Origin of the sequence: Dehalobacterium formicoaceticum (assembly GCF_002224645.1) — a bacterium.
Taxonomy (GTDB): domain Bacteria; phylum Bacillota; class Dehalobacteriia; order Dehalobacteriales; family Dehalobacteriaceae; genus Dehalobacterium; species Dehalobacterium formicoaceticum.
The window spans coordinates 2,217,853-2,243,580 of sequence record NZ_CP022121.1; the positions used below are offsets into that span (position 1 = coordinate 2,217,853).

22 protein-coding genes are annotated in these 25,728 nt (G+C 43.5%); 14 read left to right on the forward strand and 8 right to left on the reverse strand.

What is annotated here, in order from left to right; translation table 11 throughout:
• Positions 1–90 precede the first annotated feature (90 nt).
• Both CEQ75_RS10755 and CEQ75_RS10760 read left to right on the forward strand, forming a co-directional pair.
• Entirely contained in the window at positions 91–525 is a 435-nt protein-coding gene (locus CEQ75_RS10755) for a PaaI family thioesterase (RefSeq protein ID WP_089610538.1), read from the forward strand.
• A 147-nt stretch (positions 526–672) separates the two neighbouring features.
• Positions 673–2,241, forward strand: a complete 1,569-nt coding sequence (locus CEQ75_RS10760; protein WP_089610540.1) for a class I adenylate-forming enzyme family protein — start codon at positions 673–675, stop codon at positions 2,239–2,241.
• 534 nt (positions 2,242–2,775) lie between these two features.
• Here CEQ75_RS10760 and CEQ75_RS10770 read toward each other — a convergent pair.
• From CEQ75_RS10770 to CEQ75_RS18980, 6 genes are all read right to left on the reverse strand, one after another.
• Entirely contained in the window at positions 2,776–5,106 is a 2,331-nt protein-coding gene (locus CEQ75_RS10770; RefSeq protein ID WP_089610543.1) for a xanthine dehydrogenase family protein molybdopterin-binding subunit, read from the reverse strand.
• Complete coding sequence (locus CEQ75_RS10775; RefSeq protein ID WP_089610545.1) at positions 5,093–5,614, reverse strand: (2Fe-2S)-binding protein; 522 nt, start codon at positions 5,612–5,614, stop codon at positions 5,093–5,095. The genes CEQ75_RS10770 and CEQ75_RS10775 overlap by 14 nt, the downstream gene beginning before the upstream one ends.
• A gap of 16 nt (positions 5,615–5,630) precedes the next feature.
• Positions 5,631–6,518, reverse strand: a complete 888-nt coding sequence (locus CEQ75_RS10780; protein WP_089610255.1) for an FAD binding domain-containing protein — start codon at positions 6,516–6,518, stop codon at positions 5,631–5,633.
• A gap of 505 nt (positions 6,519–7,023) precedes the next feature.
• Positions 7,024–8,463, reverse strand: coding sequence for a sigma-54-dependent transcriptional regulator (locus CEQ75_RS10785; protein ID WP_089610547.1), 1,440 nt, complete (start codon positions 8,461–8,463; stop codon positions 7,024–7,026).
• Between the two features lie 47 nt (positions 8,464–8,510).
• Positions 8,511–9,497, reverse strand: a complete 987-nt coding sequence (locus CEQ75_RS18975) for a sensor histidine kinase (protein WP_242965119.1) — start codon at positions 9,495–9,497, stop codon at positions 8,511–8,513.
• Positions 9,498–9,564: 67 nt separating this feature from the next.
• The gene (locus CEQ75_RS18980; RefSeq protein WP_242965126.1) at positions 9,565–10,122 is read right to left on the reverse strand and encodes a GAF domain-containing protein; all 558 of its coding nucleotides are present in this window, start codon (positions 10,120–10,122) and stop codon (positions 9,565–9,567) included.
• Between the two features lie 490 nt (positions 10,123–10,612).
• Here CEQ75_RS18980 and CEQ75_RS10795 point away from each other — a divergent pair, with 490 nt between their 5' ends.
• The 11 genes from CEQ75_RS10795 to CEQ75_RS10840 all read left to right on the forward strand — a co-directional run bounded on the left by CEQ75_RS10795 (position 10,613) and on the right by CEQ75_RS10840 (position 22,483).
• Positions 10,613–10,948 (forward strand): hypothetical protein, encoded by a 336-nt coding sequence (locus CEQ75_RS10795; RefSeq protein ID WP_157677422.1) that lies wholly within the window; start codon positions 10,613–10,615, stop codon positions 10,946–10,948.
• A gap of 225 nt (positions 10,949–11,173) precedes the next feature.
• Positions 11,174–11,347 carry a hypothetical protein gene (locus tag CEQ75_RS18675; protein ID WP_198306517.1) on the forward strand — a complete coding sequence of 58 codons (174 nt, stop codon included), beginning with the start codon at positions 11,174–11,176 and terminating at the stop codon, positions 11,345–11,347.
• Between the two features lie 89 nt (positions 11,348–11,436).
• A complete protein-coding gene (locus tag CEQ75_RS10800; protein WP_242965128.1) occupies positions 11,437–11,937 on the forward strand; it encodes a hypothetical protein in 501 nt (166 codons plus the stop codon).
• 155 nt (positions 11,938–12,092) lie between these two features.
• A complete protein-coding gene (locus CEQ75_RS10805; protein WP_089610552.1) occupies positions 12,093–13,379 on the forward strand; it encodes a hypothetical protein in 1,287 nt (428 codons plus the stop codon).
• 264 nt (positions 13,380–13,643) lie between these two features.
• Positions 13,644–14,423 carry an ABC transporter ATP-binding protein gene (locus CEQ75_RS10810; protein ID WP_089610554.1) on the forward strand — a complete coding sequence of 260 codons (780 nt, stop codon included), beginning with the start codon at positions 13,644–13,646 and terminating at the stop codon, positions 14,421–14,423.
• Positions 14,420–16,315, forward strand: a complete 1,896-nt coding sequence (locus CEQ75_RS10815) for a putative ABC transporter permease subunit (protein WP_089610556.1) — start codon at positions 14,420–14,422, stop codon at positions 16,313–16,315. Before CEQ75_RS10810 ends, CEQ75_RS10815 begins: the two co-directional genes overlap by 4 nt.
• Positions 16,316–17,034: 719 nt before the next feature.
• Positions 17,035–17,472 (forward strand): hypothetical protein, encoded by a 438-nt coding sequence (locus tag CEQ75_RS19370; protein ID WP_338031962.1) that lies wholly within the window; start codon positions 17,035–17,037, stop codon positions 17,470–17,472.
• Between the two features lie 11 nt (positions 17,473–17,483).
• Positions 17,484–17,942 carry an alpha/beta hydrolase gene (locus CEQ75_RS19375; RefSeq protein ID WP_338031963.1) on the forward strand — a complete coding sequence of 153 codons (459 nt, stop codon included), beginning with the start codon at positions 17,484–17,486 and terminating at the stop codon, positions 17,940–17,942.
• A gap of 21 nt (positions 17,943–17,963) precedes the next feature.
• Positions 17,964–18,611, forward strand: a complete 648-nt coding sequence (locus CEQ75_RS10825) for a flavodoxin (protein WP_089610557.1) — start codon at positions 17,964–17,966, stop codon at positions 18,609–18,611.
• A 423-nt stretch (positions 18,612–19,034) separates the two neighbouring features.
• On the forward strand, positions 19,035–21,770 hold the full coding sequence (locus CEQ75_RS10835) for a DEAD/DEAH box helicase (protein WP_089610559.1): 2,736 nt from the start codon (positions 19,035–19,037) through the stop codon (positions 21,768–21,770).
• A complete protein-coding gene (locus CEQ75_RS10840) occupies positions 21,767–22,483 on the forward strand; it encodes an SWIM zinc finger family protein (protein WP_089610561.1) in 717 nt (238 codons plus the stop codon). Before CEQ75_RS10835 ends, CEQ75_RS10840 begins: the two co-directional genes overlap by 4 nt.
• Before the next feature lie 316 nt (positions 22,484–22,799).
• On the opposite strand, the gene CEQ75_RS10845 is transcribed toward CEQ75_RS10840, so the two are convergent.
• Together CEQ75_RS10845 and CEQ75_RS10850 are read right to left on the reverse strand one after the other, a co-directional pair.
• Positions 22,800–24,110, reverse strand: coding sequence for a DUF4179 domain-containing protein (locus CEQ75_RS10845; RefSeq protein WP_089610563.1), 1,311 nt, complete (start codon positions 24,108–24,110; stop codon positions 22,800–22,802).
• A complete protein-coding gene (locus CEQ75_RS10850; protein ID WP_242965130.1) occupies positions 24,097–24,636 on the reverse strand; it encodes an RNA polymerase sigma factor in 540 nt (179 codons plus the stop codon). Before CEQ75_RS10850 ends, CEQ75_RS10845 begins: the two co-directional genes overlap by 14 nt.
• A gap of 365 nt (positions 24,637–25,001) precedes the next feature.
• Between CEQ75_RS10850 and CEQ75_RS10855 the strand changes: the two genes are divergently transcribed.
• On the forward strand, positions 25,002–25,640 hold the full coding sequence (locus CEQ75_RS10855) for a flavodoxin family protein (RefSeq protein ID WP_089610565.1): 639 nt from the start codon (positions 25,002–25,004) through the stop codon (positions 25,638–25,640).
• The last annotated feature ends 88 nt before the right edge of the window (positions 25,641–25,728 follow it).

Consider the following 25,728-nt stretch of genomic DNA (forward strand, 5'->3'; position numbering starts at 1 on the left):
TTTAGAGTTTTAACTAAATCATAACCTTATGATTAAATTTTTAATTATCAATAACCAATTACAATTTGAACTTTAAGGAAGATTATTAATATGGACTACAATAAGATAAGAGATTTAATCAACAGTAAAGATAAGTTCCTGATGAACCATGGTATAAGGGTAGTAAAAATGGACAAGGGTTATGCTGAAGTCGAGATGGAGATTGAAGACCACAACCTCAATTCGTTTGGTATTCTTCATGGAGGAGTATATTACACATTGGCAGATTCTATTGCAGGACTTGCGGCGATTTCCTGCGGAATCTCTTCTGTGACATTAAGCGGCAGTCTGAATTTTATCAGTTCCGTCAAGCGGGGAAAAATTATCGCAATCGCAGAGGAGATCAATCGCCGCAGAAAAATTGGAATCTATGAAGTCAAAATATATGACCAAGAGCACATCCTAGCTGCGGAAGGTACTTTCACCATGTATTTTACAGGACATGCCCTGGATTGGGCTACAATTTTTAATAGTGTGATGATTTAATATCTCATTTAAGAAGGAAGATAAGAGGCGTATCGGGGGGACGGGTAGTTTAAACGCGATGCAGGCAGAATTGTGCAAATAATCACATTAGAAAAGCAAGTAAAGTTGCATACTTTTATGACAAAAATTTAGAAAGAGGCGATCAGGGTGATCCTTAGTCATGCAATTCCAAATCTAGCCTTCGATAGAGCTCGTATTTCGCCTAAGCAGGAAGCAATTTTCGATTATGATTCCGGCATCCGTTATTCCTACAGTGATCTGGAAAACCGTTCCGAAAAATTAGCCTATTTTTTGACTAAAGAGCTAGGTTTAAAAAAAGGAGATCGTATCGGTTTTATCGCCAGGACTTGCGTGGGAATGTTTGATGCCTTTTACGCATCCTGTAAAACAGGCATTATTATTACTACTTATAACGGTTTACTGAAAACCACGGAACTAATTGGGTTGGTAGAAAACGAAGAGCCCAAAGTCATTTTCTTTTCTGAGTTTTTTCGGGGTAAAGCCTCAAATATCCGGGACACAGTCCGGGGTATTCGGGAGTTCATCTGCTTGGATGATTTTTACGGACCGGAAAACAGATACAGTTACCAGGATATTTTAAAGTGTGAAGTAAAAGAAAAACTGTCACGTCCCCTGATTGATCCGGAAGATCTTCATATGCTTGTGCATACAGGCGGAACCACAGGCACGCCGAAGGCAGCCATTCTATCCTATAGAAGTGTGTTTATGAATGCGATCAGTGAGATTTTGACCTGGCAGTTGACCTGTAAAGACAGCGCCTATATTGCCATGCCTTTATTCCATACGGGAGGTTGGAATTTGCTGACACTGCCTTTACTGATGACGGGGGGTAAATTAGTTCTTGCCTCCGTATTTGATCCGGGAAAGATGCTGAAGATTTCCAAGGAAGAGAAACCTTCAATTTTCATGGGTGTTGAAGCTATGTTTAATTGCATTTCTAATCATCCTGATTTTGCAACCACTGATCTTTCATGCTATAACTGGATGATTAATGGCGGAGGGCCAATTTGTAAAAAGTCCTTGGAGCCCTATTGGAATCGCGGGATCAGAGTGTTTAACGGTTATGGAGCCACTGAAATCGGTCCCAACAATTTGTCTCCGGACGTAGTTAATATGACACTGGAGGAAAACCGTAAAAAAATCAATACTGTTGGCAAGCCGTTTTTCTTCAATCAACTACGCATTGTTGATCCGGAGGGAAATGATGTTCCTCAGGGTAAGCCTGGGGAGCTGCTCTGGAAAGGCGAGCTATCCTTCAGCGGGTATTGGAATCACCCTGAAGCTATGGAAGAGATTATGGTCGATGGCTGGATTCGTTCAGGAGATGTGGGATATATGGATAAAGACGGAGATGTCTATATCTGTGGCCGCTTGAAAAATATGTATATTTCCGCCGGTGAAAATATTTACCCCTTAGAGGTGGAAAGCGTGATTAACTCACACCCTCACGTGAAAAAAAGCTGTGTGATCGGAGTAGCGGATAAGAGGTTGGGTGAGGTAGGCAGAGCACTCGTTGTTCCAAATGAAGGTTATGATTTGGCGCCGGAAGAACTGAAGGAATACCTGATTGAAAATCTATCTTCCATCAAAAGGCCCAAATATATTACCATAGTTGAATCTATTCCCCGAAATGAAGTTGGAAAGAAGGATATGCGCTTGATTCAAGAAATGTATGGTACGGTTAAGGAGCGTTAAAAATAAGCCTTTAACTGTCAGGGAAGACAATGGAAATATTTTGCTTTTGGATGAGGAAGTCATTATTGCATCCGGCATCCCATCAAATGATAAGATCTCTGTTCCTGAACCCCCGACCCTGGAAGAAAAAAAGGTCACTCTTTTGATGAAGGGTAAAATATTAAAATTTTCAACGCTGACCTGAGGGCACGTAAAAGACTACTCTTCGATTTCAATTATTTCTGTGGTATGATATTTTCAAGTAGTATTTTGCAGAGCTTTATTTCAGATGGACAAAATATTACGCGATAAAATGCAGTAATAAATTTTATATTTGTGACAAACAAAAAAGCATCTCATAGAGGATGCTTTTTTGATTTAATTGATTAGTTTAATTTAAATTAAAGGCTATCTGCTCTCCGGATTTCTGGACTTTCATCATGGGGGGATTACCGGTTATCGCTATAATACTTATGTGCCGGATTCCACAGATCCTTTCCCCAACGGGCATACAATTGGAGCTATATGGATCTGATCGAAGGAGCATAGTCATAGTCACATCCTCTTTTGTTCCTTGATTTTTTTATAAACTCTTTCTGGGGTCATGGGGATCTCGGTAAAACGTATGCCGATGGCATCAAATACTGCTGTCGCTACAGCTGGTGCCGTAGGTACCAAGCCACATTCTCCTACACCCTTGGCGCCAAAGGGGCCGGTGGGATCAATGGATTCCACATACATGGCATCAATCTCCGGAATATCCATGGCGGTGGGCAGGAAATATTTATGGATGCCGGTGTGTTGAGGTTTACCTTTATCGTCCACAAGAATTTCTTCTCCCAGGGCATAACCGAGACCCATTACCACGCCACCTTCAATTTGTCCTTCCACAATTTTGGGATTGATAGCCCGACCTACGTCATGGGCGGCTGCTACCTTAATGATCTGGATCACACCGGTTTGGGTATCTACCTCTACCTCTACAAAGTGTGCATGCCAAGGCGGAGCATTAGCCGGAATGATACGACCTACACCGATAAATTGTTTATTTCTCAGATGGGCATAGTAGGCCAGATCCTTAAGAGTGATACTTGTGAACTTGGCGTTCCCCATTTTACAGGCATCACTGCCGTAGCAGATGCCAAAGGGCTGTCCTTGAATATGGACCATACCTTCTTTGATATCTAATCGTTCTGCCGGTGTATCTAAAAGATCCGCCGCATATTCTAATATTTGTTGTTTAGCATCTTGCGCCGCGGCAATAACGGCTGTTCCGGCGGCATACAGGGTGCGGCTGGCATGGCTGCCAATATCGAAGGGAGTGGTAAGAGTATCGGCAAAGGTCATATATATTTGCTCCATGGAAATACCTAAAACTTCGGCTGCTAACTGGGGCAGGGTGGTGGTTGTGCCGGTACCGATATCCGGAACACCGGAGGATAACAATACGGAGCCATCCTGCTGTATCGTGATTAAGGCATTATCATAGTCGACACAGAAGGGCCAGGAGTTGCTGACATGGGTACCTACACCCATACCGATGCCCCGACGTTTTGTGTCTCCCGGTTGATTTAATTTACCCCTTCTTTCCCAGCCGATACTTTGAGCGGCTTTTTCCATACATTCCATAAGCCCGGTGGAGGAGCAAGCATAGGGCAGGCACCAAGTGTCTCCCACCTGCATAATGTTTTTCCGATGGAGCTCTAAAAGATCCATGCCTAATTTTTCTGCCATCATATCTACCATGGATTCAATGGCAAACATGGCTTGGGGATTTCCAAAACCTCGCATAGCACCGGCAGGGGTGCGATTCGTATAGACGGTATATCCCTGATAACTTTGGTGGGGAATGCGGTAAACAGACAGACCCATTGCTCCCAGGACTCCAGGTACCTCTCCCCCAAAGCTGCAGTAGGCGCCGCCGTTCAACCTTGATTGAAGCTGAATGGCATGAAAGGTACCGTCTTTTTTGGCACCTAGCTTGATGGTTACGTAACCCCCGTGTCTGGTATCCGAAGCGATAAAATCTTCTTCACGGGAATAGACTACTTTTACCGGATGACCGGAAAGCTGTGCCAGGGCAACAGCTATGGGTTCCGCTTTGGCGCTGAGACCAATACGGACGCCGAATCCTCCCCCTACATAAGGGGGATTAAGGACACGAACCTTACTCTGGGGGATACCAAAGATTCCGGCTAAAATCATTTTGCTGGGGTGGGGTGTTTGGGTTGTGGAATAAACTGTAATTTCTCCGTTGGTGCCCACACGAGCTACTGCAGCCTGGGTTTCTAACTGAACTTGTTTTTGCACCGGAAGCTTAAATGTTTCTTCAAGAACCAGATCGCATTCGGCAAAGCCGGCCTCTGTATCCCCCAGTTGAATATTGACAATCTCCCCGGAAATATTTTTCCCGGTTTTGCTTTCATGAATGATTGGAGCATCTTCTCTGATGGCATCTAAAGGATCAAAAACAGCAGGTAACAGCTCATACTCTACCTTGATCAGCTTCAGGGCTTCCGCGGCTGCCTCCTCGCTGACTGCGGCAACAGCGGCGACCTCATCTCCCACATAGCGCACCACCTGATCAAAGATATATTGATCCAGCACCGGTGTGAGATGAGGTACGGTAAAAGTCATGGAAGCAGAAGTATTAAACAATACCCGGGGGGTATTTTCCCAGGTGGCGACAGCTTTGACGCCAGGATATTTTTCTGCTTCCGAGGTATCAATTGATAAAATTTTGGCGTGAGGATGGGGACTTCTTAAAACCTTACCATGAAGCATGCCGGGTAAATTCAGATCGCTGGAAAAGGTGGCCGTTCCGGTGACCTTTTCCAAAGCATCATTTCTGCGAATATTTTTCCCAACGATATTAAAGGTTTGCACAAGAATCCCTCCCTTTTTGGCACTTTACTTCTTCATTTTTTGCTTTTTCTATTTCTTCAGCCGCTCTTTGGATGGCCTTCTCAATTTTCACATAGCCTGTGCAGCGACAGATATTTCCGCCGATCGCTTCCTTAATTTCTTCTGAGGTAGGGTGAGGTCTATGATCCAACAAGGCCTTGGCAGACATGATCATCCCCGGGGTACAAAAGCCGCATTGGACTGCCCCTTCATCCATAAAGGATTCCTGGAGGGGATGCACCCCATTCTTAGGAGCAATCCCTTCAATGGTTTCAATCACTGAGCCAAAGGCCTTCATCGCGGGGATCATACATGAGTTTACGGCAATACCGTTCATAATTACGGTACAGGCTCCGCATTCTCCTTTGCCGCAGCCTTTTTTTGTGCCGGTTAAGGTCAGCTGATCCCGCAGAATATCAACCAGCATTGCCCCATGAGCAACCAAGACTTCTGCAGCCTCTCCGTTTAAGGTGAATTTTAGGTTAAACATAGCGGAAGTGCCTCCTTTACATTAAATGATTGTCCTGCTTGATTTGTTGTATTGCCTGATCAAGGGCTCTTTGTACCAATACCGGTAAGACATTGATACGATATTCTCTTGAGCCGCGAATCAGGCTGGTACGGGGATTAGCTTCCTTGGCAGCTAATTGGGCAGCTTGCCTAATTGTGTCCGGTGTGACGGGGACATTCTGCAGAAAAGCTTCTGCTTCCATTGCATGAGTGGGTTTGGGACCTACAGGCGCCATCACGATGGCTGCTCTGACAAAGCCTTCCAGTGAAGCATCCAGTGTAACATTAACAGCCACATTTAACATCGGCAGTGCCAGAGCCTTTCTTTGCTCCAGACGAATAAAAGCGGAGCTTTGATTTTTCTGGGGCAGAGGAATGATCACGCCGGTGACCAGTTGCGCCTGGCTATTGACAGCGCTTTTTCCCGTGCCCAGATAAGCATCATCCAAGGGCAAAGTGCTTAAGCTCCCTTCGGACATCATCTCAATGCGGGCATCTAAGGCACTTAAGGCAACAGCTCCGTCTGCTGCCGGTTGGGCATTGATAATATTTCCCACCAAGGTGGAAATATTTCTAATTTGTAAAGAACCTACTTTACCGGAAGCTGCAGCCAAGGCCGGGAAGTGTTTTTGAATGTGGGGCGATCTGGTAATCTGGGTATGGGTCACGGCGGCGCCGATGCGCATGAAATTTTCTTCCACCGTGATTTCTGCCAGTTCGGAGATGTGGGTGATATCCACCAGTTTGGCCGCATGCTTTTTTTCATCCGCGAGATCCAACAATAAATCTGTACCACCGGCAATAATCCGAGCTTGACCTTGATTTTCCTTGAGGAAAAATAGGGCATCAGAGACTGATTTTGCGAAATAATACTCCTCTATCATGAGCATGAACCTCCTTTTCCTTTGTCAATAAGATTTCAGGGAAGCAATTTGTCGTATGCAGCAAGTGGTAGTGCAAAGTGAAGTGAACTCGTTCAGCTAAAGCTGAACATCGGGGCTTCAGATGGGGAATCTACCCCACCTGAAGTGAAAATAGGAGCTCCCACTTATAGAAGTAGGAGTCTTGGAATTTTATAAATATAGAAAGTGAAGTTTAAAATGAAATACGGAAAATGGTTGATGTGATATATGTGATATGTTTAGAGCAAGAAGGGTGCCAAAAAGGAGATTCTCCGCAAGCTAAGCAGGAGTAGAAAGGAAAGGAATGCAATAATTTGGCAGCCGAAATTTCGGCTAAGGAAACCAGAAATAATCAGGTTTAGACAGGGCATTATAAAGGAAAATGCTATGATTTATCTATGACCGATAAAATTTATTTATTTATGGGGTAAATAGCCGAAAAAACGGCATTGCCGAAATTACGGCTATTTACTTTAAAAATAATCTATCAATTTTGTTCATTTTTCCAGTATCGCAGGGTTCGAGGGGTAATACCCAAAAGCCGGGCCGCTTCTTTTTGATCATTTTCTGTTTTTTTCAGGACCTCCATAATGAGTGATTGCAGGAAAAGGCATTTTTCATGCTCCCATTTTTCCAGGATGTCCATAAACTGAATGGAATCCTGACTCATAATGAAATGCAATTGATTTTTACGCCAGCTGGCCCAGTCTATGCTCTGTTCCTCAAAAAGTGCCATGGGGACAGAAGTGTCCAGAATATGCTTGGGCAGGACATGAACCGGTATTTCCTTTTCCTCACATAGGGTTAAAGCACGGATGATGATATTGGATAGCTCTCTCACATTCCCGGGCCAGGAATAATTCATTAACGCTTCAATGGCCTTCGGGGTAAAAGAAATCAAAGAACCTTCCCCTTTTTCCGGTTTATTTTTATCAATAAAATATTGAATGAGCAGGGGCAGATCTGCCTTTCTCTCCTTTAAGGGTGGCAGCAGCAGCTTAACCACATCTAATCGATAGAACAGATCCTCACGAAAATCCCCGCCCTGCACAGCTTGCCTTAGATTTTGATTGGAAGCGGCGATAATGCGCACGTCTGTTTTAACAGGTGTTTCCCCGCCCACGCGAAAAAACTCTCCTGTCTCTAAAACCCGCAGCAGCTTTAATTGGATGGCCGGGGAGGCGCTATTAATCTCGTCCAGAAAAAGAGTGCTGTTGTGAGCAATCTCAAAAAATCCTTTTCTGGTGCCTGATGCCCCGGTAAAGGCACCTTTTTCGTAGCCGAATAACTCACTCTCTAATAAGGACTCGGTCAGGGCACCGCAATTAACAGGAATGAAAGGTTGGTTTGCCCGATGACTATGGCCGTGAATAAAGCGCGCTAAAAGCTCCTTGCCGGTGCCTGTTTCTCCTTCGATGAGAATGGGGATTTTTTTGTTGGCGATTTTTTTACCCAGGGTCAGCACCTGTTTCAGGGGACTATTTTTGGCCAGGACAATGCCGTAGTTTAAAGCATCTGTGTCTAATTCCGGAGTGAAATAGGGCTTCGCGTCCCGGATCTCCTGGAGCACCTGATCCAGGATTTCATCCAGTTGATTCAGATCGTCAAAAGGCTTGTCAATATAGTCATCAGCACCGTATTTGATGGCTTCTACGGCAGATTTAATGGTGCTGTAGCCAGTCATAATAATCACACGGCAATGGGGGTTAGAAGCTTTTATTGCTTTTAGCAGGCTGATACCATCGTCATCAGGAAGCTTCAAGTCCACCAAGGCCAGATCGTAACTGTTATTAGAAAAACATGTCCGGGCATCCTTGCCGGAATAAGCTACCTGAACAGTCAGGCCTTTTTCCTCCTGAAAATAGAAGGAAAAGAAGGTACATACCTCTACTTCATCATCAATGACGAGAATTTTTGGCTGCTCCATAACTTTGACCTCCTTATCCTGGGAAACCACCCCTTTGAATTATATACTCAAAGGGGAAGCATTAAGGAAAATTTGCTTCCTTTACCTAATTCGCTCCAGACCTCAATCCTGCCTCCATGGGTTTGGGCTATACCCAGGCTGAGGGGAAGTCCCAGCCCTGTACCTCCTGTCTGGGCCCTCAAGGTAAAAAACGGTTGAAAGATTTTATTCAAATTTTTTTTAGAAATGCCTTCGCCGTTATCTTCCACAGTCACCACCGCCCAGGTGGTTCTTGTTTTAATATCGTCGGTAAGGGTGGTGCTGACCGTAATGGTGCCATTTTCGCTTTTTTGTAATGCGTCCCGGGCATTCAAAAGAAAATTAATCACCACCTGCTCCAATTGGAGCTTGTTACCCAGCAAAGGAGGAATATTTCTCAGATAGTTTTCTTGAATGGTAATATTATTTTTTTCAATCTGATAAGAAATAAGGGATAGACTGTTTTTTACCACATCATTAATTAGCACAGTTTCTAAGGCTACATTATCCTGTCGGGAAAAGGTGAGCAGGTTTTGGATGATTTTTTTGCTGCGCTGGCCGCAGTTTCTGATATCAGTCAGGAGCTTAGTGGATTTATCTTCCGAGAGGGGTTTCCTTAAAAGTAAATCGGAGTTGCCAATAATTGCGGTCAGGGTACTGTTCAACTCATGAGCCACTCCTGCGGCCAGCTCCCCAATGGAAGCCATTTTTGCCGATTCAAAGAGCTTGTATTCCAGCAACCGTTTTTCCGTGATATCTTGAATATAGAGCACCATATTACTGACTTTTTCCTGACCGGTTCTGACAGGGTAAGCAGAAACAAGATAAATCTTTTGCTGATCAGCACTGATCAGCTCCTTGGTGATGGATTCGCCCTGGATAAAGGCCTCTCCCACGGGACAGAGCTGCAGGTAGCCGTGACAGCGATAACAGATCTGATAACATTTCGGTCGTTGGGGAGAGGCAGAGATCTCCGGATGCTGGTTGTGTCTTAAGACGGTGTAGTTCTGATCCATAAGAAACAATTGATCCGGAACTGCTTGGAAGGTTTGTTCCCAATCTGCTTTAATTCTGGAAATTTGGTTAAAAAAGCTGAGTGTTTTTGAGGCATACGGCTAATTGATCCGCTAATTGCTGAACAAAAAGAAAATCCTGCTCCCGGTAGGCATAGGTGTTTTTGCTGCCGAAGTTAAGAGCACCGATGACTTCATTATTAACCAAAAGAGGTGCCATAATGGCGGAACGGATAGGAAGAGAAAGTAAATCCTCATCCTCCTGATATTGATGCGGGTCGTTGGGGATATCCTGACGCAAGAAACAGTGCTTGTCATGGATTGCTTTCCAAGGGGCTGAATTTTCAGCATGAAGCACCCATCCCTCCCCTAAAATTTTTTGATCCTTGGGGATACCGGATTTAATAATCAACTGATTGTTTTCAATGAGACAAAAGCTTAATAGATCGTAAGGTAATACCTTTTTCAAAGGTCCGGCAACCTGATGGATGATTTCATCATAGGACATTTCCACATTGATGCTTTGGGCAATGCGGTTAATGATGGTTAACCGTTTATTTTGCCTGGTGAGTTCCTCGATAACATCATTGATTTCGGCCAGATGGCTTCTTTCGGCTATGAGTTTCATGATGGGGACCCCTCCCGGATAAGAATCATATTGATAGAATTCAAGAGATTGGTTTAATTTCCTTTAAAAAATAACGCTTGTTTTTGCACATACTCAAAAAGTGGGGGGGGACAAAGGGACAGGTTCCTTGTCCCCCGAGTTTATTTCTGGTAGAATAACACTGAGGGTGCGCCAGTTCGATGCTATAAAGATAGACAGTGGAAAGCCGGCACGTTTAGGTCTAGCCAGTCACCGTTATCCAAACTTGGGGCTGAAGCCGTGAGGTAAGGATTAAGCGTAGGCAGGATACCAAGCGAGCCGTAATGCATGCATTGTATCTTGGAGACCTGGTATATTCACCGCAGGGGTAATAAAAAATATTGAAGTATATAAATGGGGTAGTATTAATGATAATGAATATTTAGGAAAACAAACAGGAGTAGATATCGATTTTACCTTGGAAATATTCCCCAAAGATATGATCAAAGCGGTTGAATTATTAAGGGGATTCATGAATGAAAACAATGAGGATAAGTGTTTGGAATATGAGGAGAAATACCTAATATCAGATCAGAAAGTCATGTTTTATTTTGCTCAGCATGATATTTATGACATTAATGAACTCAAGCAATTAGAAATAAGTAAAAGAAATAAGATCATAGAAGCTGAAAAATCAAAAAAAGGGGTAACAATTAGGCAATTATCCAGAATCACCGGGATAACAAAAAGTGTAATTGATCGGACAGAGGGACAATGTACCTGTCCCCTTGTCCCGCCCCTTGTCCCGCCCTTGTCCCGTGCATACTCCCGTAGAAATAGCAAGTTACCCTGGTTTTATTCCTTATAATGGATATCCCAAGGATTGGTAATCATTTTCGTGTGAACTTATTGACATTCAAAAAAAACAGTCAAGTCAACATCCGTTAGTCCTGCTTCTTCTCGAGCCAACTTATCCCGGTAAAATGTTTAGATAGGCAAATAGTTAGCTGTTCAAGAAAACTATAATGTGTTAAAATATAGCTGTATCGAAAGAATGATTAAGGCATATATTATTTATAAAGGAGGGATTTGAATGGCCACATCATCTTTTAACAAGGATTTTACGCTGAATACCAAGAAGGCTGTGGAGTCATTCGAGAGAATAATTTCCACTCCTACAAAAAGCAAAAAAATAAATAGAAATTTGGTATCGCCTGAAAAAGAGAGGCGAGGTGAGCAGAAATTAAAACAAATGTTATCTCGCTGAAACGATTAATAGAAATAAGTGATGAGGCTAAAGCTCAGGAACTTATTTCTATTTTTGTTTGTACAAAAGATGCAGACATTGAAAATTTCTTGAAGGACAGAGCGATCCAGTTTGAGAAACTAGGTAGGAGTAGAACTTTTTTCATCTATAATGAGGATGAGGACGAATTTCAAATTCTGGCATATTTCACTCTTGCAATTCAGGTGCTAAAAATTCCAGAAGATAAGTTATCTGGGAGAAAAGCGAAATTACTTGATGGATTTAGTTCTAAAATCAAAGGAGATAAAATTACTGAATTCCCATCGATACTAATTGGGCAACTTGGTAAAAATGAAATGTACCAAGATAAGATTTCCGGAGAAGAAGCTTTAGAATATTGTCTGGCAACAATTCTTGAAGGACAAGTTCGATTAGGTGGAAGAATAATCATGTTGGAGTGTAAAAATATTCCTTATCTTATCGATCTATATGAAAAGTTCGGTTTTAAGGTTTTGGAGAAAGATTACGAAAAAGACGAACTTCTGCAGATGATCAAAATTCTTAATGAGGATGAGATAATCGAAACTAAGGAATGGGGTCCGGTGCTGTAGAACGGCATTTTACCGGGAAACCAAAAAGTGTAATTGATCGGATATAGGGACAATGTACCTGTCCCCTTGTCCCGCGGTATCTTTTTTGAATCTCACGAAGGAAAGAACAGATGTGGTTACATTTGTAAGTAGTTATAATTAACTGGAGGGTGATTATGACCCCGAAAACCGAAGAATTTAAAGCGGCAATGTCAATCGTCCGCGAGCAAATAGCCGCCGCCAAAAGGCGAGGAACACACAGAGGTTTTATCGATTATCACGGATGCATCTCTGTGACGAAGGAGTTTATCAGCATCCTGGAGGGAGCGGGAAAGTCTGCGGAGCGTGGTGAGTTCACTTACGCATATTCCGTTGCGGCGCTTGTCCTCGTAAACCTTGCCAAACTAGCCGGTTCTGCCGATGATAGTGCGGGCGGTATCACAGACGCTCGTGGCTATGTCGATGATGTTTTGGAAAAAGTCTGCTCAGGCGTATCATACAGTTCGACTGACGCAGAGTTTATTTTCCTGCAATCCATCAAAGACAGCCAGAACAAAGCGTTTGATGGTTGGGACGAGTTCGCCTACGACCTGCTTCGGCCTACGGCGAGGCTTGCCACTCCAAAGAACGTCGGCAAATTGTACGCTGCTCTTGACGAATTCAGCGCGAAACTGTCGAAAAAGGCTTATTCATCGTGGTACTTGGAGTGTGACAGCCTTGTTCGGCTTCAGGCTGTTACGGCGGTTGACGGTGACGCGGCGGCGGAGCGTTTCATTGTCGGTAACCTCAAATATGATGGTGTTCGGCGCGTTGCCATCCAACGGGCTGTCGGCAAAGGGGATTACGCAGCCGCCGAAATGTTGTGCATCGACAAGATAAATTCCACCGACCTCGATTACCATTGGACGCGGGAGTGGTACGACCGGCTTTTCGACATTTACCGCAAAAAGGGAGACAAAAACAAGCAGTCAGACCTCGCTGAGGATTTGCTCCTCAACAAACGAGATACCAAGTATTACAATATCCTGAAACAACTACTCATTGAACAAGGAGAATGGGGGGCGAGATATCCGTACCTTTTGGAGCGGCTCGGTCAAAGCATGATGTACCATGCGTATTTGGGCATTCTTTCCAAAGAGAACGAAACGCGCCGAATGCTTGCAGTGTTTCAATCCTACCCGTCCTGCGTCTTCGACTACGGCAAACAGATGTCGGCAGCGTTCCCACAGGAAACCTTCGCACTCTGCCTTGACGAAATCCGTAAACAAGCTGCCGAAGCAGACAACCGTATCAAATACAAGAAGGTATGCAATCTCGTTAAAAAGCTGTATGAATTCGGTGGTATCTCCGAAGCCCAGAACATTATATCCGAAATGATATCAAAGTACCCACGCCGCCCGGCGATGCTCGAAGAACTAAACGGTTTATCTTTGAAAATGCAAAAATTTGGGCTGAAGGGCTAATAATCACATGAGTAATTAGTCAGGCAATAAATTTATTTGAAGCAAATAGCAAATTAAAGAAAGCATCTCATAGAGGATGCTTTTTTGATAAAAATTTAATCCTTGAAAATTGTTTAAAACTGTTAAAAGTAAAACAAATAAAATAAATGAAGATAATGTTATAATATAAACATATATGAGCATATATGCTTATATTATAAGAAATTATTTACTATTAATACTTAATACTGAGAGTTAGCTTAGCATCTGAAAGGAGAAATTATCATGGAACAGGTCCTGATCAAAACTCATCAGCTGACGAAACGATACGGCACAGTCCCGGTGGTCAACGCCCTTAACCTTGAGGTTAAAAGAGGAGAAATCTTTGGTTTTCTGGGACCTAATGGGTCCGGGAAAACCACGACCATTAAAATGCTGACCGGCCTGCTGGAGCCCAGTGCAGGAGAGGCTTATATCTGTGGTTACGATATTAAAAAGCAGCCCACTGAAGCCAAAGCACTGATGGCTTATGTCCCGGATCAGCCCAAAGTATACGGAAAACTTTCGGCACGGGAGTTTTTGCAGCTGGTGGCCTCCCTTTACCGTATGCCCAAAGCTATCGGCGCCCAGCGAGCGGAGATGTTGTTGGAGATGTTTGGCCTTTCAGACCGGGCCGACGAACTCTTGGAAGGTTATTCCCACGGCATGCGCCAAAAAGTGGTGTTGTCTTCGGCCTTGATTCATCAACCCCAAGTAATCCTCCTGGATGAACCCACCGTTGGCCTTGATCCGGCCAGCGCCCGCTTGCTCAAGGATATCCTGCAAGAATTGGCAAAACAGGGAGCGGCCGTTTTGGTCTCCACCCATATTCTTGAGATTGCCGAGCACATGTGTCACCGGGTGGGCATTCTTAAGGCAGGAAAACTGATCGCCCAAGGCAGTCCGGAGGAATTGCGTCAAATGGCCGGTCACACCGGAGAGAGCCTGGAAGATATCTTCCTTGAACTTACCGGGGGCCAGGAAAATGATGAATTGCTCAAGAGTCTGGGGGGAGATAGCCAGTGAAGATTAATTTACCTCCTCCCCTAGAGTCTCCGCCGCCTGCTCAATCCTTTCTTGATGACTTGATGCTCCTCACAAAAAATCAAATGCGGGTAACCTGGAACAAATGGCATCATCGACCTAAGAAGACTTTGGTTTTAATAGGTTTACTTTTGGTTTGGGTGCTTAGTTTTATTTTTTATTTAGGTTCTTTGGCTTATGGTGCCATCGGCAATGTACCATATGAATTTGGTCAGGGTTTACTCAGCCTGATATTTATGAGCGGTTTGGCGGCCCAAATCTTTTTTGGCATTACGGCGGCTTTTGCTTCCCTTTATATGTCCGAAGATCTGGAGCTGTTATTTATGGCGCCGGTGTCCCTTAAGGCGGTTTTTGCCGTGAAGTCCCTGAGTGTATTGGTCAGCAATTTTATTATTGCCGTGCTTTTTGTGCTGTTACCGGGAATTTTTTATGGTTTGCTGTTTCAGGCTCCAGGGTTCTTTTACCCGATTGTCCTCCTTGTCGCCTTAGGGTTGCTGGCTATTGGTACCGCCCTGGCCGAACTGCTGAACCTATTGGTGATGCGCATCGTTCCGCCTCATCGCAGCAAAGAGGCCGTTGGCTTCATTGGGGCTTTGGCGGGAATTATCATTGCGCTCCTGTTTCAAATTCCCAATATGATGATGGAGCGGGGAGAACAACTGGATCTCGCCTCCTGGCTGGCCGGTAATGCTCAATTCCTTGATGCCATGAACTTCTTTCCCTGGGGATGGGGCGCCAAGGCCTTAGTTGACGCCATGTCAGGCCATGTGCCGGGTGCACTGGGCTGGAGCTTACTCATCTTGTTGGTGGGAGTTTTGCTTTTTGGCTTCGCCTTCAGCTTTGTTGAACGGGGCTTCCGGCGGGGATTTATTTCTTTAAGCCAGGGAGGAGGCGGCCGTCGCCCCAAGAAGAAAGGAAAGGGCAAAGAGCAAATAACGACAACCCCCTTAACGGAAAAGGTTCTTGCGCATCAGCTATTGGCAGTTAAACCGGGGGAGGAAATTGGGTATGGGAAGGTCTCACGATTCGCCGGCATCTGGGCGGTGGCCAAGAAGGATTTACTCTATTTAAAACGGGATACCCGGGAGTGGTTTGGCTATTTAACTCCCCTGATTATCATGGCCTTCTTTATTGCCCAGTATCTCTTTGGTGGTTCGGAGGGGTCACGTGCTTCACTGATTACTATTTTTATCATCTATACAGTGATGTTCAGCGGCAATATGGCTCTCCAGTCCTTCGGCCGGGAAGGTGAATCTGACTGGTTGCTGAACTCGGTGCCTCTGGCCGGTTGGCCGGTGGTCTTGGGCAAATTATTAGGTGCGGTGCTGCCCACCTTAGTGCTGATGGAAGCGATGCTGGTGGGAACCGGGATCGCCGTCAGGCTGAGCTTTCAGGTACTTATTGCCTTGGCTGTGGGGGCGGTCTTTCTTTCCCTGGGTTCAAGCGCTATCGGTCTTTTTTATTCCATCAACAACAGCCGTTATAATCCGGAGAGACCCCAGCAGCGCATTGCCCCGGGTGCCTCCCTGTTTATGTATCTGATTAATCTGGTCTTCATCATGTTTCTGGCCATAGGGATCACCTATATGCTCCGTCCCGCTGAATTAATCGCTGTTTTGGAACTGTTTCCTCCCGCAACCTTCGAAGGAGGTTTTCTGTCCGCGGTCATTTATGGACTCTACCTTTTAAGCAGACCCTTGTTTTGGCCCGCCTGGATGGGGATGCTCACAGGGATCCTGGTTACCGGGGGTGTGTGGTCCGTGATGTTTTTCGGTTTTATAGCAGCTACTGTGCGCCAAAGCCGGAAAGGCTTCAGGGTGGAGCTGGTGACCGGTAAGAAAAAGAAAAAGAAAAAGAGAAAGGAAAGCAAATGAACTAAATTAAAGGTTCACCAATGGTGAACCTTTATTTCTTAACTTTTAAACTTTTAAACTTTCTAACTCCATTATCTGATAATCATCATGAATCTCAAACATAGATTCATCAACATCATCAGACATTTCCACTATATCCATAGTCATTGTTCCATCATCTGGGATGATTTCCATCCCATCTAAACTATCACCATTAAAATAATATAATAGTTATATTCCCAACAACATACTCCTCGTAGTTTCTATTATCTCCCATAAAAGTTGCCGATCCTGTGCCAACATATGTAAGGTTATCAGCGTCAATTTGTGTAACCTCGTTCCTGGTATTAAAATTTATTATGTCATGAAAAAATTATAATTGCGATATGAAGGTGTAAATTTCATTGTCATTCACTCCGCCGGTTTATCTCTTCTCCTTTGCGTGATATAATTTGACATAAGGTAATTTGTGACAAATCCTTAATCAGAGTAGATTTACCGATAAACAAACCGATGGCGGAGGAAAAGCATTTATGCCACGGATAATAAAAAAAGATGATCGGAAATTATGCGCCTATTTCACATCTTCCAGCTTTGTTATTGAAGAGGATCTAGAAGAGGATCTATTAGAGTTAGAATTAGAATTAGAACCAAGGTACTGATTTTTTGTTTGCTGCCCTGCCTTATATGGTGCAGTGCAGATATGTCAACGCAAAAAAACTAAGGGAGGAGAAAACTTTGTGCAAGCAAATCACAGTATGACTAATGCTTATACAACCGATTTTTATACAACGGATACGAAAATATCAGATGTTGTAAATGATCCGGTATTTGGTAAGTATGGCAGATTGATTTTTCCTGTAGGCGGCGGATATTACAGTGGCACTACATTAGGAGAACTCCGGCTGATATGGTATAACAATATTGATCCGGCAAAGACGGTGGAGATTGCAAATTATATGAAAGGTCAGGCCGAAGCTGATGAGGCTGTCTTTTTTGATATTTATACTGATGAAGAAAAAGCCTTTGATCCGGACAAAGAAAATACTGGATTATTCTTTTTTAAGGGAACTCCTGGCGAAAGATTTGCCGTGTGCAATGCGGGAGGCGGTTTTGCTTATGTAGGAGCTATGCAGGACAGTTTCCCCCATGCACTTGAATTATCCAAAATGGGATAAAGGCTTTTGCATTGATTTATCGTCCGGGTGCACAAACAGCTTGTGAGGACTTGGCGCGGGCGATCAGCTTTATTTTTGAACATGACGGGGAATTGGAGGTAAATATCGATGGCTATTCCTTATGGGGCGGCTCGGCGGGTGCAAGAATGGCGGCGTGGCTTGGTTCCTATGGAACAGCAGCTTTTGGAGAAGTTGAACTGCCCCGTCCCGGAGCAGTAATCATGCAGTATACAGGACATAGTGATTATACGGAGAATGACCCGCCCACATACGTATGCGTCGGTGAAAATGAGGGCATTGCAAGCTGGCGAACCATGGAAAACCGCTTGAATCATCTGAGCGCGAAGGGAATCGACACGGAGTTTCATAAATACCCAAACCTCGGTCACGGCTTTGGTCTTGGAACCGGAACTGCCGCTGAGGGATGGATAAATGATGCAGTGGCTTTTTGGGAAAAACAGAGTTTTTAATCAGGGAAGGAGCATAAAACAATGAAAAAAATAACAACCATCTTTATGAGTCTGATGCTGATATTCAGCCTTACGGCTTGCGGCAACAGTAAGCAGGCAGAGAATACCACCCCTATGCCATCTTCCGAACAAGAAAGAGAAACCACCTCTGCTCTTGCCGGCTCAGAAAAAACGAAAGGCACAAATGGCAAAACGCTTGTTGTTTACTTTTCAGCAACCGGTAATACAGAAGAGGTCGCAAATTACATTGCAGCAGCTACTGGGGCAGAGCTCTTTGAAATAGAACCGGTGGAGCCGTACAGCAAGGAGGATTTGGACTGGAGAAACGAAGACAGTCGGGTTTTTTATGAACATGATCATCCCGATGCCAGAGATGTAGAACTTGTGACGACAACAGTTCCTGATTGGGCGTCCTATGATACGGTTTACTTAGGTTATCCTATCTGGTGGGGGAATGCAGCATGGCCGGTGGATGGTTTTATCGAAGGGACTGATTTTACGGGGAAAACAGTGGTGCCTTTCTGTACTTCTTCAAGCTCCGGTTTGGGTGAAAGCGACGAGCTGCTGAAGAAATTGGCGGGAACAGGAAACTGGCTGGCAGGTGAGCGGTTCCAATTAAACTCCTCAGAAGAGACTGTGAAGGCTTGGATAGAAGATTTGGGATTATAAAAAATGAAATTAAGAGAGGTTTAAGGTATATCATGAATAGACCTTATGTAGTCTGCCATATGCTCACTTCATTAGATGAGATGGAAAAATTGACGGGGAGTTTTTCTCCGCACCGGAATGCAAGCCGGCACTTGCGGAATATGAAAACATTCGGGGCTTTTATCGTTGTCAGGCAACCCTTTAAAGGCAAACAGGGGACGGTTCTTTGTTTTACCACCGGTAAATCTTATTAGCAGTAAAACGTTAAGTCTTGATATCTGAGTTAAACAAAGAACCGTCCCCTGTTCTACCCCTCTTGTCCTTCACTCCGCCGATTTATCTCTTCTCCTTTGCGTGATATAATTTGACATGAGGTAATTTGTGACAAAACCTTAATCAGAGTAGATTTGCCGATAAACAAATCGATAGCGGAGGAAAACATTTATGCCACGGATAATAAAAAAAGATGATCGGAAATTAAACGCCTATTTCACATCTTCCGGCTTTGTTATTGAAGAGGAACTATTAGAGTTAGAATTAGAACCAGAACCAGAACCAGAGGATCCCATCAAGTCCTGGATGAAGCAATTCAAGGAAGACAAATACAGTGCCTTGTTTCACCTTGGCTTTCAGAAAAGGGGAAAGTGGTTTTCGCCTGCCCTCGAATATCTCCATCATATTGTAGAGCTGCTCATTAGAAAAATCAGCCAACAGGCGGATCTCGAAATCAGCCGGGATGCTGTTCAGGCTGATTTGCAAAATGATGAGGTGGAAAGGCTTAAGGAGGAAATTCCCTTTGCGATTGGCATGGAATATATCGATGCGGACTGGATTCGAAAGCTTTGGGAATCATTGTTTACTGTTTTCCGGACGGAAATCAGGGACTATGATGGTACCGTTAACAGGTACTTTGCGGAATATAACTCCAATATTAATGTGGCAGGCAGGGTATTTTTTCACTTGGTCGAAAATGTTGAAAATGTCGCAAATAATGTTGAGCATGAGAATAAGGAAGGAAGATTCCCTTTTGCTTTTATGGCCACTTATTCAACCAAACCGGTCAAGAGTAAGCGGGCAGTACACACACCTTTGAAAAATGCCTTAGAAGAATTTAAAGGCGAGGAAAAGAAGCTGCTTAACCTCATTTCAACAGTCATCAAGGCGGCAGAAAAGAGCAGCTTTATCTCAGAATTGCTGGAAAGCGGGGAATTATTCTCACCCCTAAAGCTCACTACTGATGAAGCATACATTGTTTTAAAGGAGATGCAGCTTTATGAGGAGGCCGGCATCATGTGCCGGGTTCCGGATTGGTGGCGCAAAAGGAGTAACTCTATCCGGCTTACGATTACAGTGGGAGAAAAAGAACCGTCCAAGGTGGGGTTGGATGCTATTATGGATTTTTCACCTACTTTTAAAATCGGAGATGAGTCCCTTACCGTTGAGGAATTAAGGGAGTTTCAGAATATGGCGGAAGGACTTATCCAATACAAAGGCAAATGGGTTGATGTCAGTAAAGATAAGTTGGATGCCCTGCTTCAGGCTTTTGAGAAGGTAAAGAGCTATGGGGAAGAGGGTGAATTATCTCTTAGGGATGCTCTCAGGCTTGAATGGAAGGGGAATGAGCTATTAGATACATCGGCCCAGGAGATAGAAGAGGTGTCCGTTAACAATGGGCAATGGCTCAAAGCCATAAAAGAGAAGCTGACGCACCCGGCAGCATTACGGTCGCTATCTTCTGTACCTTCCGTAGCTTCCGTACCTTCCTTCCATGGATCCCTTAGGCCTTATCAAAGTACCGGTTATCAGTGGCTTAATCAAATGTTTGAGTTGAGATTAGGGGCTTGTCTGGCGGATGATATGGGATTGGGCAAGACCGTTCAGATCATTGCCTATCTGGAAGATGCCAGGGTTCATTCCGGAGGACAGGCCTTGTTGATTTTGCCGGCCTCTCTGATTGGCAACTGGCAGAAGGAAATTGATAAATTCGCACCGGAAATGTCGTACCAGATACTGCATAAGAGTGAATTAAAAGCTAAAGAAGAGATCAAGATTAAAGAAGATTGTTTTCTGTCTATTACCACTTATGGCATGGCAGTCCGGCTGGAAGAGCTTAAAAACAGAAAGTGGGATTACCTGATTTTGGATGAGGCCCAAGCCATTAAGAATCCCGGCACTAAACAGACCAAAGCGATTAAGCAGATTCCGGCGATGATGAGGATTGGGATGACGGGAACGCCTATTGAAAATCGATTAGGTGATTTATGGTCTTTGTTTGATTTTTTGAATCAAGGGCTTTTGGGCACTGCCAAGGAATTTACGAATTTTACGAAAGAGCTGGGGGATCATCCGAGCGGGTATATGAGACTGCGTAAAATGATACAGCCTTTTATCCTTAGAAGGATGAAAACAGATAAAAGTATCATCTCAGATCTGCCTGATAAATTGGAAATGAACGCATACACTACCCTGTCCAAAAAGCAAATTGTTCTTTATCAACAGCTGATTCGTCAAATGGAAAAGGAACTGATGGACGCTGAAGGCATTGCCCGAAAAGGGCTTGTTTTATCCGGCATTATGAAGTTCAAACAGATTTGTAATCATCCGGACCAATATATGGGACGGGAGGAATTTAAGCCGGAACAAAGCGGCAAGTTTGAACAGTTGCGGGAAATTTGTGAAACGATTCGGGAGAAACGGGAGCGGGTTCTTGTCTTTACTCAATTTCGGGAAATGACGGAGCCAATTTCCGATTTTCTGGCGGGAATATTCAATAAAAAAGGTTTTGTGCTTCATGGAGGTACCTCGGTGAAAAGACGAAATGAGATTGTTAGCGAGTTTAATGGAGAACAATATATTCCCTATATGGTGCTATCGCTAAAAGCAGGCGGTGTCGGACTGAATCTGACGGCAGCCAACCATGTGATTCATTTTGACAGATGGTGGAATCCGGCGGTTGAAAATCAAGCCACCGATCGGGCTTTTCGTATTGGACAGCGGAATAATGTTATGGTGCATAAGTTTGTTACCAAAAGTACGATAGAAGAGAAGATCGACGAGATTTTGACAGAGAAACGGAAACTGTCCGGGGACATTTTGAGTGCCGAGGGTGAGCAGTGGATTACCGAGTATAACAATGAAGAATTAATGAAGCTATTCGCATTGGGCGGTGATAAAGTATGAGCGATTATGGATTTCCCAAATATGTATCGGCTGCGGAAAAAAAGGCTAAAGCAGAAAAATCACTGAAAAAATTGAAGAAGAATAATCCGGATCTGGAACCCGTCATCATAGAGGGCAGGACCTTGGCCAAAAGCTGGTGGGGAAAGGCGTGGAACCTAAATCTGGAGAGCTATGCAGATTACAGCAACCGAATCGCCAGAGGAAAAAGCTATGTTCGGAGCAATGCTGTGTTGGATCTAAAGATATCGAAAGGGAGAGTAGCGGCCAGGGTACAGGGGAGCAGGGCTAAACCCTATGATACGGAGATTCGCATTGATATTCTGGACAGCACGAAATGGCACGAAATTTTGAAGTTATGCAATCATAGAATCGATACTTTGGAACAGTTGATCGAAGGCAAATTTCCGAAGGAATTAGAGATTTTATTCACGGATAAAAGGTATTCTATGTTTCCATCCCCCAAGGAAATACATTTTAATTGCAGCTGTCCTGATTACGCCAGTATGTGCAAACATGTGGCGGCAGCATTGTATGGTATCGGTGCCAGATTGGATCAGAGTCCGCTGCTGTTTTTTGAGCTGAGAGATATCGACGGGCGGGAGCTGATCCAAAAATCCATGGAGCAGAAGCTTGATAGCATGCTAAAAAATGCAGGCAGGAAAAGCGAACGGGAAATTGCGCCTAAGGATATCTCGAATATTTTTGGTTTGTAAAGATCCCAGGATCAGTGTGGATTTATTGATTAATAGAATAGGGAATCCTTCAATCAGCAATATTGAAACAGGTTCAATGGTTCAAAACGATAGATCCGGTTTGGCGTGATTTGACCTCAAAAAAAAGCAGCCGATTATAGCTGCTTTTTGATGCTTCTGCGTGGAAGTGGTTGATCCGTAATATTCAGTTGATTTTTTAACGCTGATTGCAATGTTTGAGAAAAATTGGAGTGCTGTAAAAAAAGTACAGTCCACAATCGCAAGGAAATAATATACTAAGATAATATGAAATTTTAAGAAATTCTTCCTGCAATACCTATGAATCAAGGGGAATGTCAATCGTTAGATCATATTTTTTTTCATATTTCATGCTCTTAATATCCAATTCCAGTTTACTGCCTGAACCTGGAAAATGCAGTATCCTGGTGTGGAGAATGGTTCCGTCCGGTTTTTTATCGTATTGGTCCGAGGTTGTTTCTATCAGATCTGCCTTTTTGTTGTCTATGATCAGGTCTATCTGGGTGAAGAGCACATTTTCTTCAGTTGTGATTTTGATAAACGTGTCCCCATTTTTATGAAATACTTCATTAATAACTATCTTTTGGCCCAGGATTTCCAGACTTTTTTCCGTCTCTTTAATATTCAACTCCACTTGCTCATGGACATCATGGTCAGCGGCAAAACTCACCAGTTGAAGCTGCAGCTCCTGTAAATCTCTGGGCAAAGCATCAAATTCCTGATGGAAGGTGATTCCTTTCATATCTGTCCTCATGCCGCTGCTTTGACCGGGAACTTCTTTGCCGTTAGCCAGAAGTTTGAGGCCCATATTTTCGGGTCTTATGCGTTCACCTTTCATTTTATCCTGGGCTAATTCCCAAATGCTTTGGATCTGCCCTTTAATCACTGTTGTCGTAGGGGAGGCAGTTAGAGAATCAAAGCGTATTTTAATTCCGTCAACCGCCAGAACGTTTCGGAGAGGCTTTCTGATGCTATGTCCCATGGCCTTATCCCAGTCCAAGGAAAAGGGAATTTCCCCAAACTCTCTTTGATTGTTTTCTTCCAAAGAAAAAGAAAGTGTTAGTTTCCTTTCAAAGAAAAGGGGAGGCTGAAATTGAAACATGTTTTTCATTTCCGTTTTTTCCTCATTCATGTCTCCCTGGCCGCTTTGCATTTGGTATTCCTTGAATAATCCTTTTAGCGACATGGGGATGAGAAAATCTGATTCATCCATCTGACCCCTCGGATCCTTCACGGTGTAGAAAACCAGCATTTGGTTATCGTCCAACATGATGCCGTCCAGGGTAACACTTACCCCGTTTTTAAATGTGTAGCTTTTGCCGATGGACTGTCCCTCACCTAATTCGTTCAATTCCTTTAAGGTTCCGGTCAGGACTTGATCATACCCCAACAATTTTTTTCCGTAATAGGCAAAGGTATCAAATTGGTAACCAAAAAGAAATAATGCAATAATAACCACTGCCGCCTTTGGGAACCACATTTTTCTCGGATGTTTTCTCTTGGCAGTGCTTTCAAGAGCAGTACGCAGCCGTTCTTCCATTTCCGGCGGCGGCTCTATGTGGTTAAATTCTTTTCCTTGCTTTTTGAGCATATTTTCAATTTCCGGCAAAATCTTCACCTCCCAGAATAACTTTCAGTTTTGCAAGACCAATAGATATGCGGGATTTAACCGTACCCACCGGTATTTTTAAGATATCGGCTATCGTTTGGTAATCAAAGTCCAGGAAAAAACGGAGCTTCAAGACTTCCTGATGTTTCCGACTCAACTTGGCAAGGGCAGAGTCCAGCATGATTTCCTCGTCTTTCCTACGGAATTCTCCTTCATGGGATATTTCAGGCAATTGACCAAAAGGAATAATTTTTTTCTTCTTTCGCAAAATATCTTTGCAACAATTAACCAAAATGGTGCGGCTCCAAGTGTCAAACCGTGCTTCATTCTTTAATTGTGATATTTTTTCATACAAAATGACAATCATATCTGCCAAAGCATCCAAAGCATCAGCCTGATTTTTGGTATAAGCATAGGCCAGCCGAAAATATTCTTGTTTTTCATCCATGATTAATCGGACCAGGGCATCCTTGTTACCTTTTTTTGCTTCCTTGACCAGGGCTACATCTACCGGAGTCGCATCCACATAAGCACCTCACTCTCAACATGCTCAACATGCTCAATAGTAAGAGTAATCAAAGGGGCATAAAGTTCATTTCTTAAAAAAAAACAAGATTAACCCCTCTGATGCTCTTTATTTCAGTTGGATTGGCGGTTCGATAAGAATCTTTTCTTATCATAACATTAAAAAGCAGAGAGAAAGTAAGTTTTCAGAATAGATCAGGCAAAAAGTGTTGACTGATGCAGGAAAGAAGACATTGGTGCAGAAAATATAACTAAGATCAATAAAACTAATACCAATAATGCTAAGATTAATAAAATTAAGATCAATTCAGCTGCCATAGATATTATCTTTATTTTAAAAATTTAAATACCAAAGGAGAGGGAATTATGAAGGTAGTGGCCTTTAACGGCAGTCCCAAGAAAGACGGTAATACGGCCTGTGCATTGAAAATTATCGGTGAAGAACTGGTTAATAACGATATTGATTTTGAAATTGTGCAGGTAGGGAACAAAAATATTCGAGGATGTATTGGTTGTTTTTTGTGCATGAAGAACAAAGACGAAAAATGCGCTCTCAATGATAATGATGAAGTAAATGATTGGATCCAAAAAATGAAATCGGCTGACGGGATTATTCTTGGTTCCCCGGTTTACTTTTCCGGAATTTCCGGCACCATGAAATGCTTCTTGGACAGGGCGATGTATGTTGCATCAGCTAATGACAGAATGTTAAGATATAAGGTAGGGGCCAGCTTTGTAGCGGTCAGACGCTCGGGCGGGGTCACAACAGTTAATGGTTTAAATCAATATATCACATATGCGGAAATGATCATGCCGACCTCAAACTATTGGAATGTTATTTATGGAGCCGCTCCGGGTGAAGCCGAAAATGATATAGAAGGAAAACAGATTGCCCGAATTCTGGGCAAAAATATGGCTTGGCTGATTAAAGTAATTGATGCTGGGAAAAAAACCATCCCAATTCCAGAAAAGGAACCAAAGGAGCGGATGAGTTTTATCCGATAAATTTCTTTGTCCATTTAACAGATAACTAAAAAAAAGGGTAACAATTAGGCAATTATCCAGATTCACCGGATATCTAAAAGTGTCATTG

Excerpts from the sequence above, each read along its gene's own strand:
- CEQ75_RS10805 (WP_089610552.1), top strand. The coding sequence starts at position 12,093 with ATGACCCCGAAAACCGAAGAATTTAAAGCGGCAATGTCAATCGTCCGC.
- CEQ75_RS10825 (WP_089610557.1), top strand. The coding sequence starts at position 17,964 with ATGAAAAAAATAACAACCATCTTTATGAGTCTGATGCTGATATTCAGC.
- CEQ75_RS10810 (WP_089610554.1), top strand. The coding sequence starts at position 13,644 with ATGGAACAGGTCCTGATCAAAACTCATCAGCTGACGAAACGATACGGC.
- CEQ75_RS10840 (WP_089610561.1), top strand. The coding sequence starts at position 21,767 with ATGAGCGATTATGGATTTCCCAAATATGTATCGGCTGCGGAAAAAAAG.
- CEQ75_RS18980 (WP_242965126.1), bottom strand. The coding sequence starts at position 10,122 with ATGAAACTCATAGCCGAAAGAAGCCATCTGGCCGAAATCAATGATGTT.
- CEQ75_RS10755 (WP_089610538.1), top strand. The coding sequence starts at position 91 with ATGGACTACAATAAGATAAGAGATTTAATCAACAGTAAAGATAAGTTC.
- CEQ75_RS10795 (WP_157677422.1), top strand. The coding sequence starts at position 10,613 with ATGAATGAAAACAATGAGGATAAGTGTTTGGAATATGAGGAGAAATAC.
- CEQ75_RS10835 (WP_089610559.1), top strand. The coding sequence starts at position 19,035 with ATGCCACGGATAATAAAAAAAGATGATCGGAAATTAAACGCCTATTTC.
- CEQ75_RS10855 (WP_089610565.1), top strand. The coding sequence starts at position 25,002 with ATGAAGGTAGTGGCCTTTAACGGCAGTCCCAAGAAAGACGGTAATACG.
- CEQ75_RS18675 (WP_198306517.1), top strand. The coding sequence starts at position 11,174 with ATGGCCACATCATCTTTTAACAAGGATTTTACGCTGAATACCAAGAAG.
- CEQ75_RS18975 (WP_242965119.1), bottom strand. The coding sequence starts at position 9,497 with ATGGATCAGAACTACACCGTCTTAAGACACAACCAGCATCCGGAGATC.
- CEQ75_RS10780 (WP_089610255.1), bottom strand. The coding sequence starts at position 6,518 with ATGATAGAGGAGTATTATTTCGCAAAATCAGTCTCTGATGCCCTATTT.
- CEQ75_RS10785 (WP_089610547.1), bottom strand. The coding sequence starts at position 8,463 with ATGGAGCAGCCAAAAATTCTCGTCATTGATGATGAAGTAGAGGTATGT.
- CEQ75_RS10775 (WP_089610545.1), bottom strand. The coding sequence starts at position 5,614 with ATGTTTAACCTAAAATTCACCTTAAACGGAGAGGCTGCAGAAGTCTTG.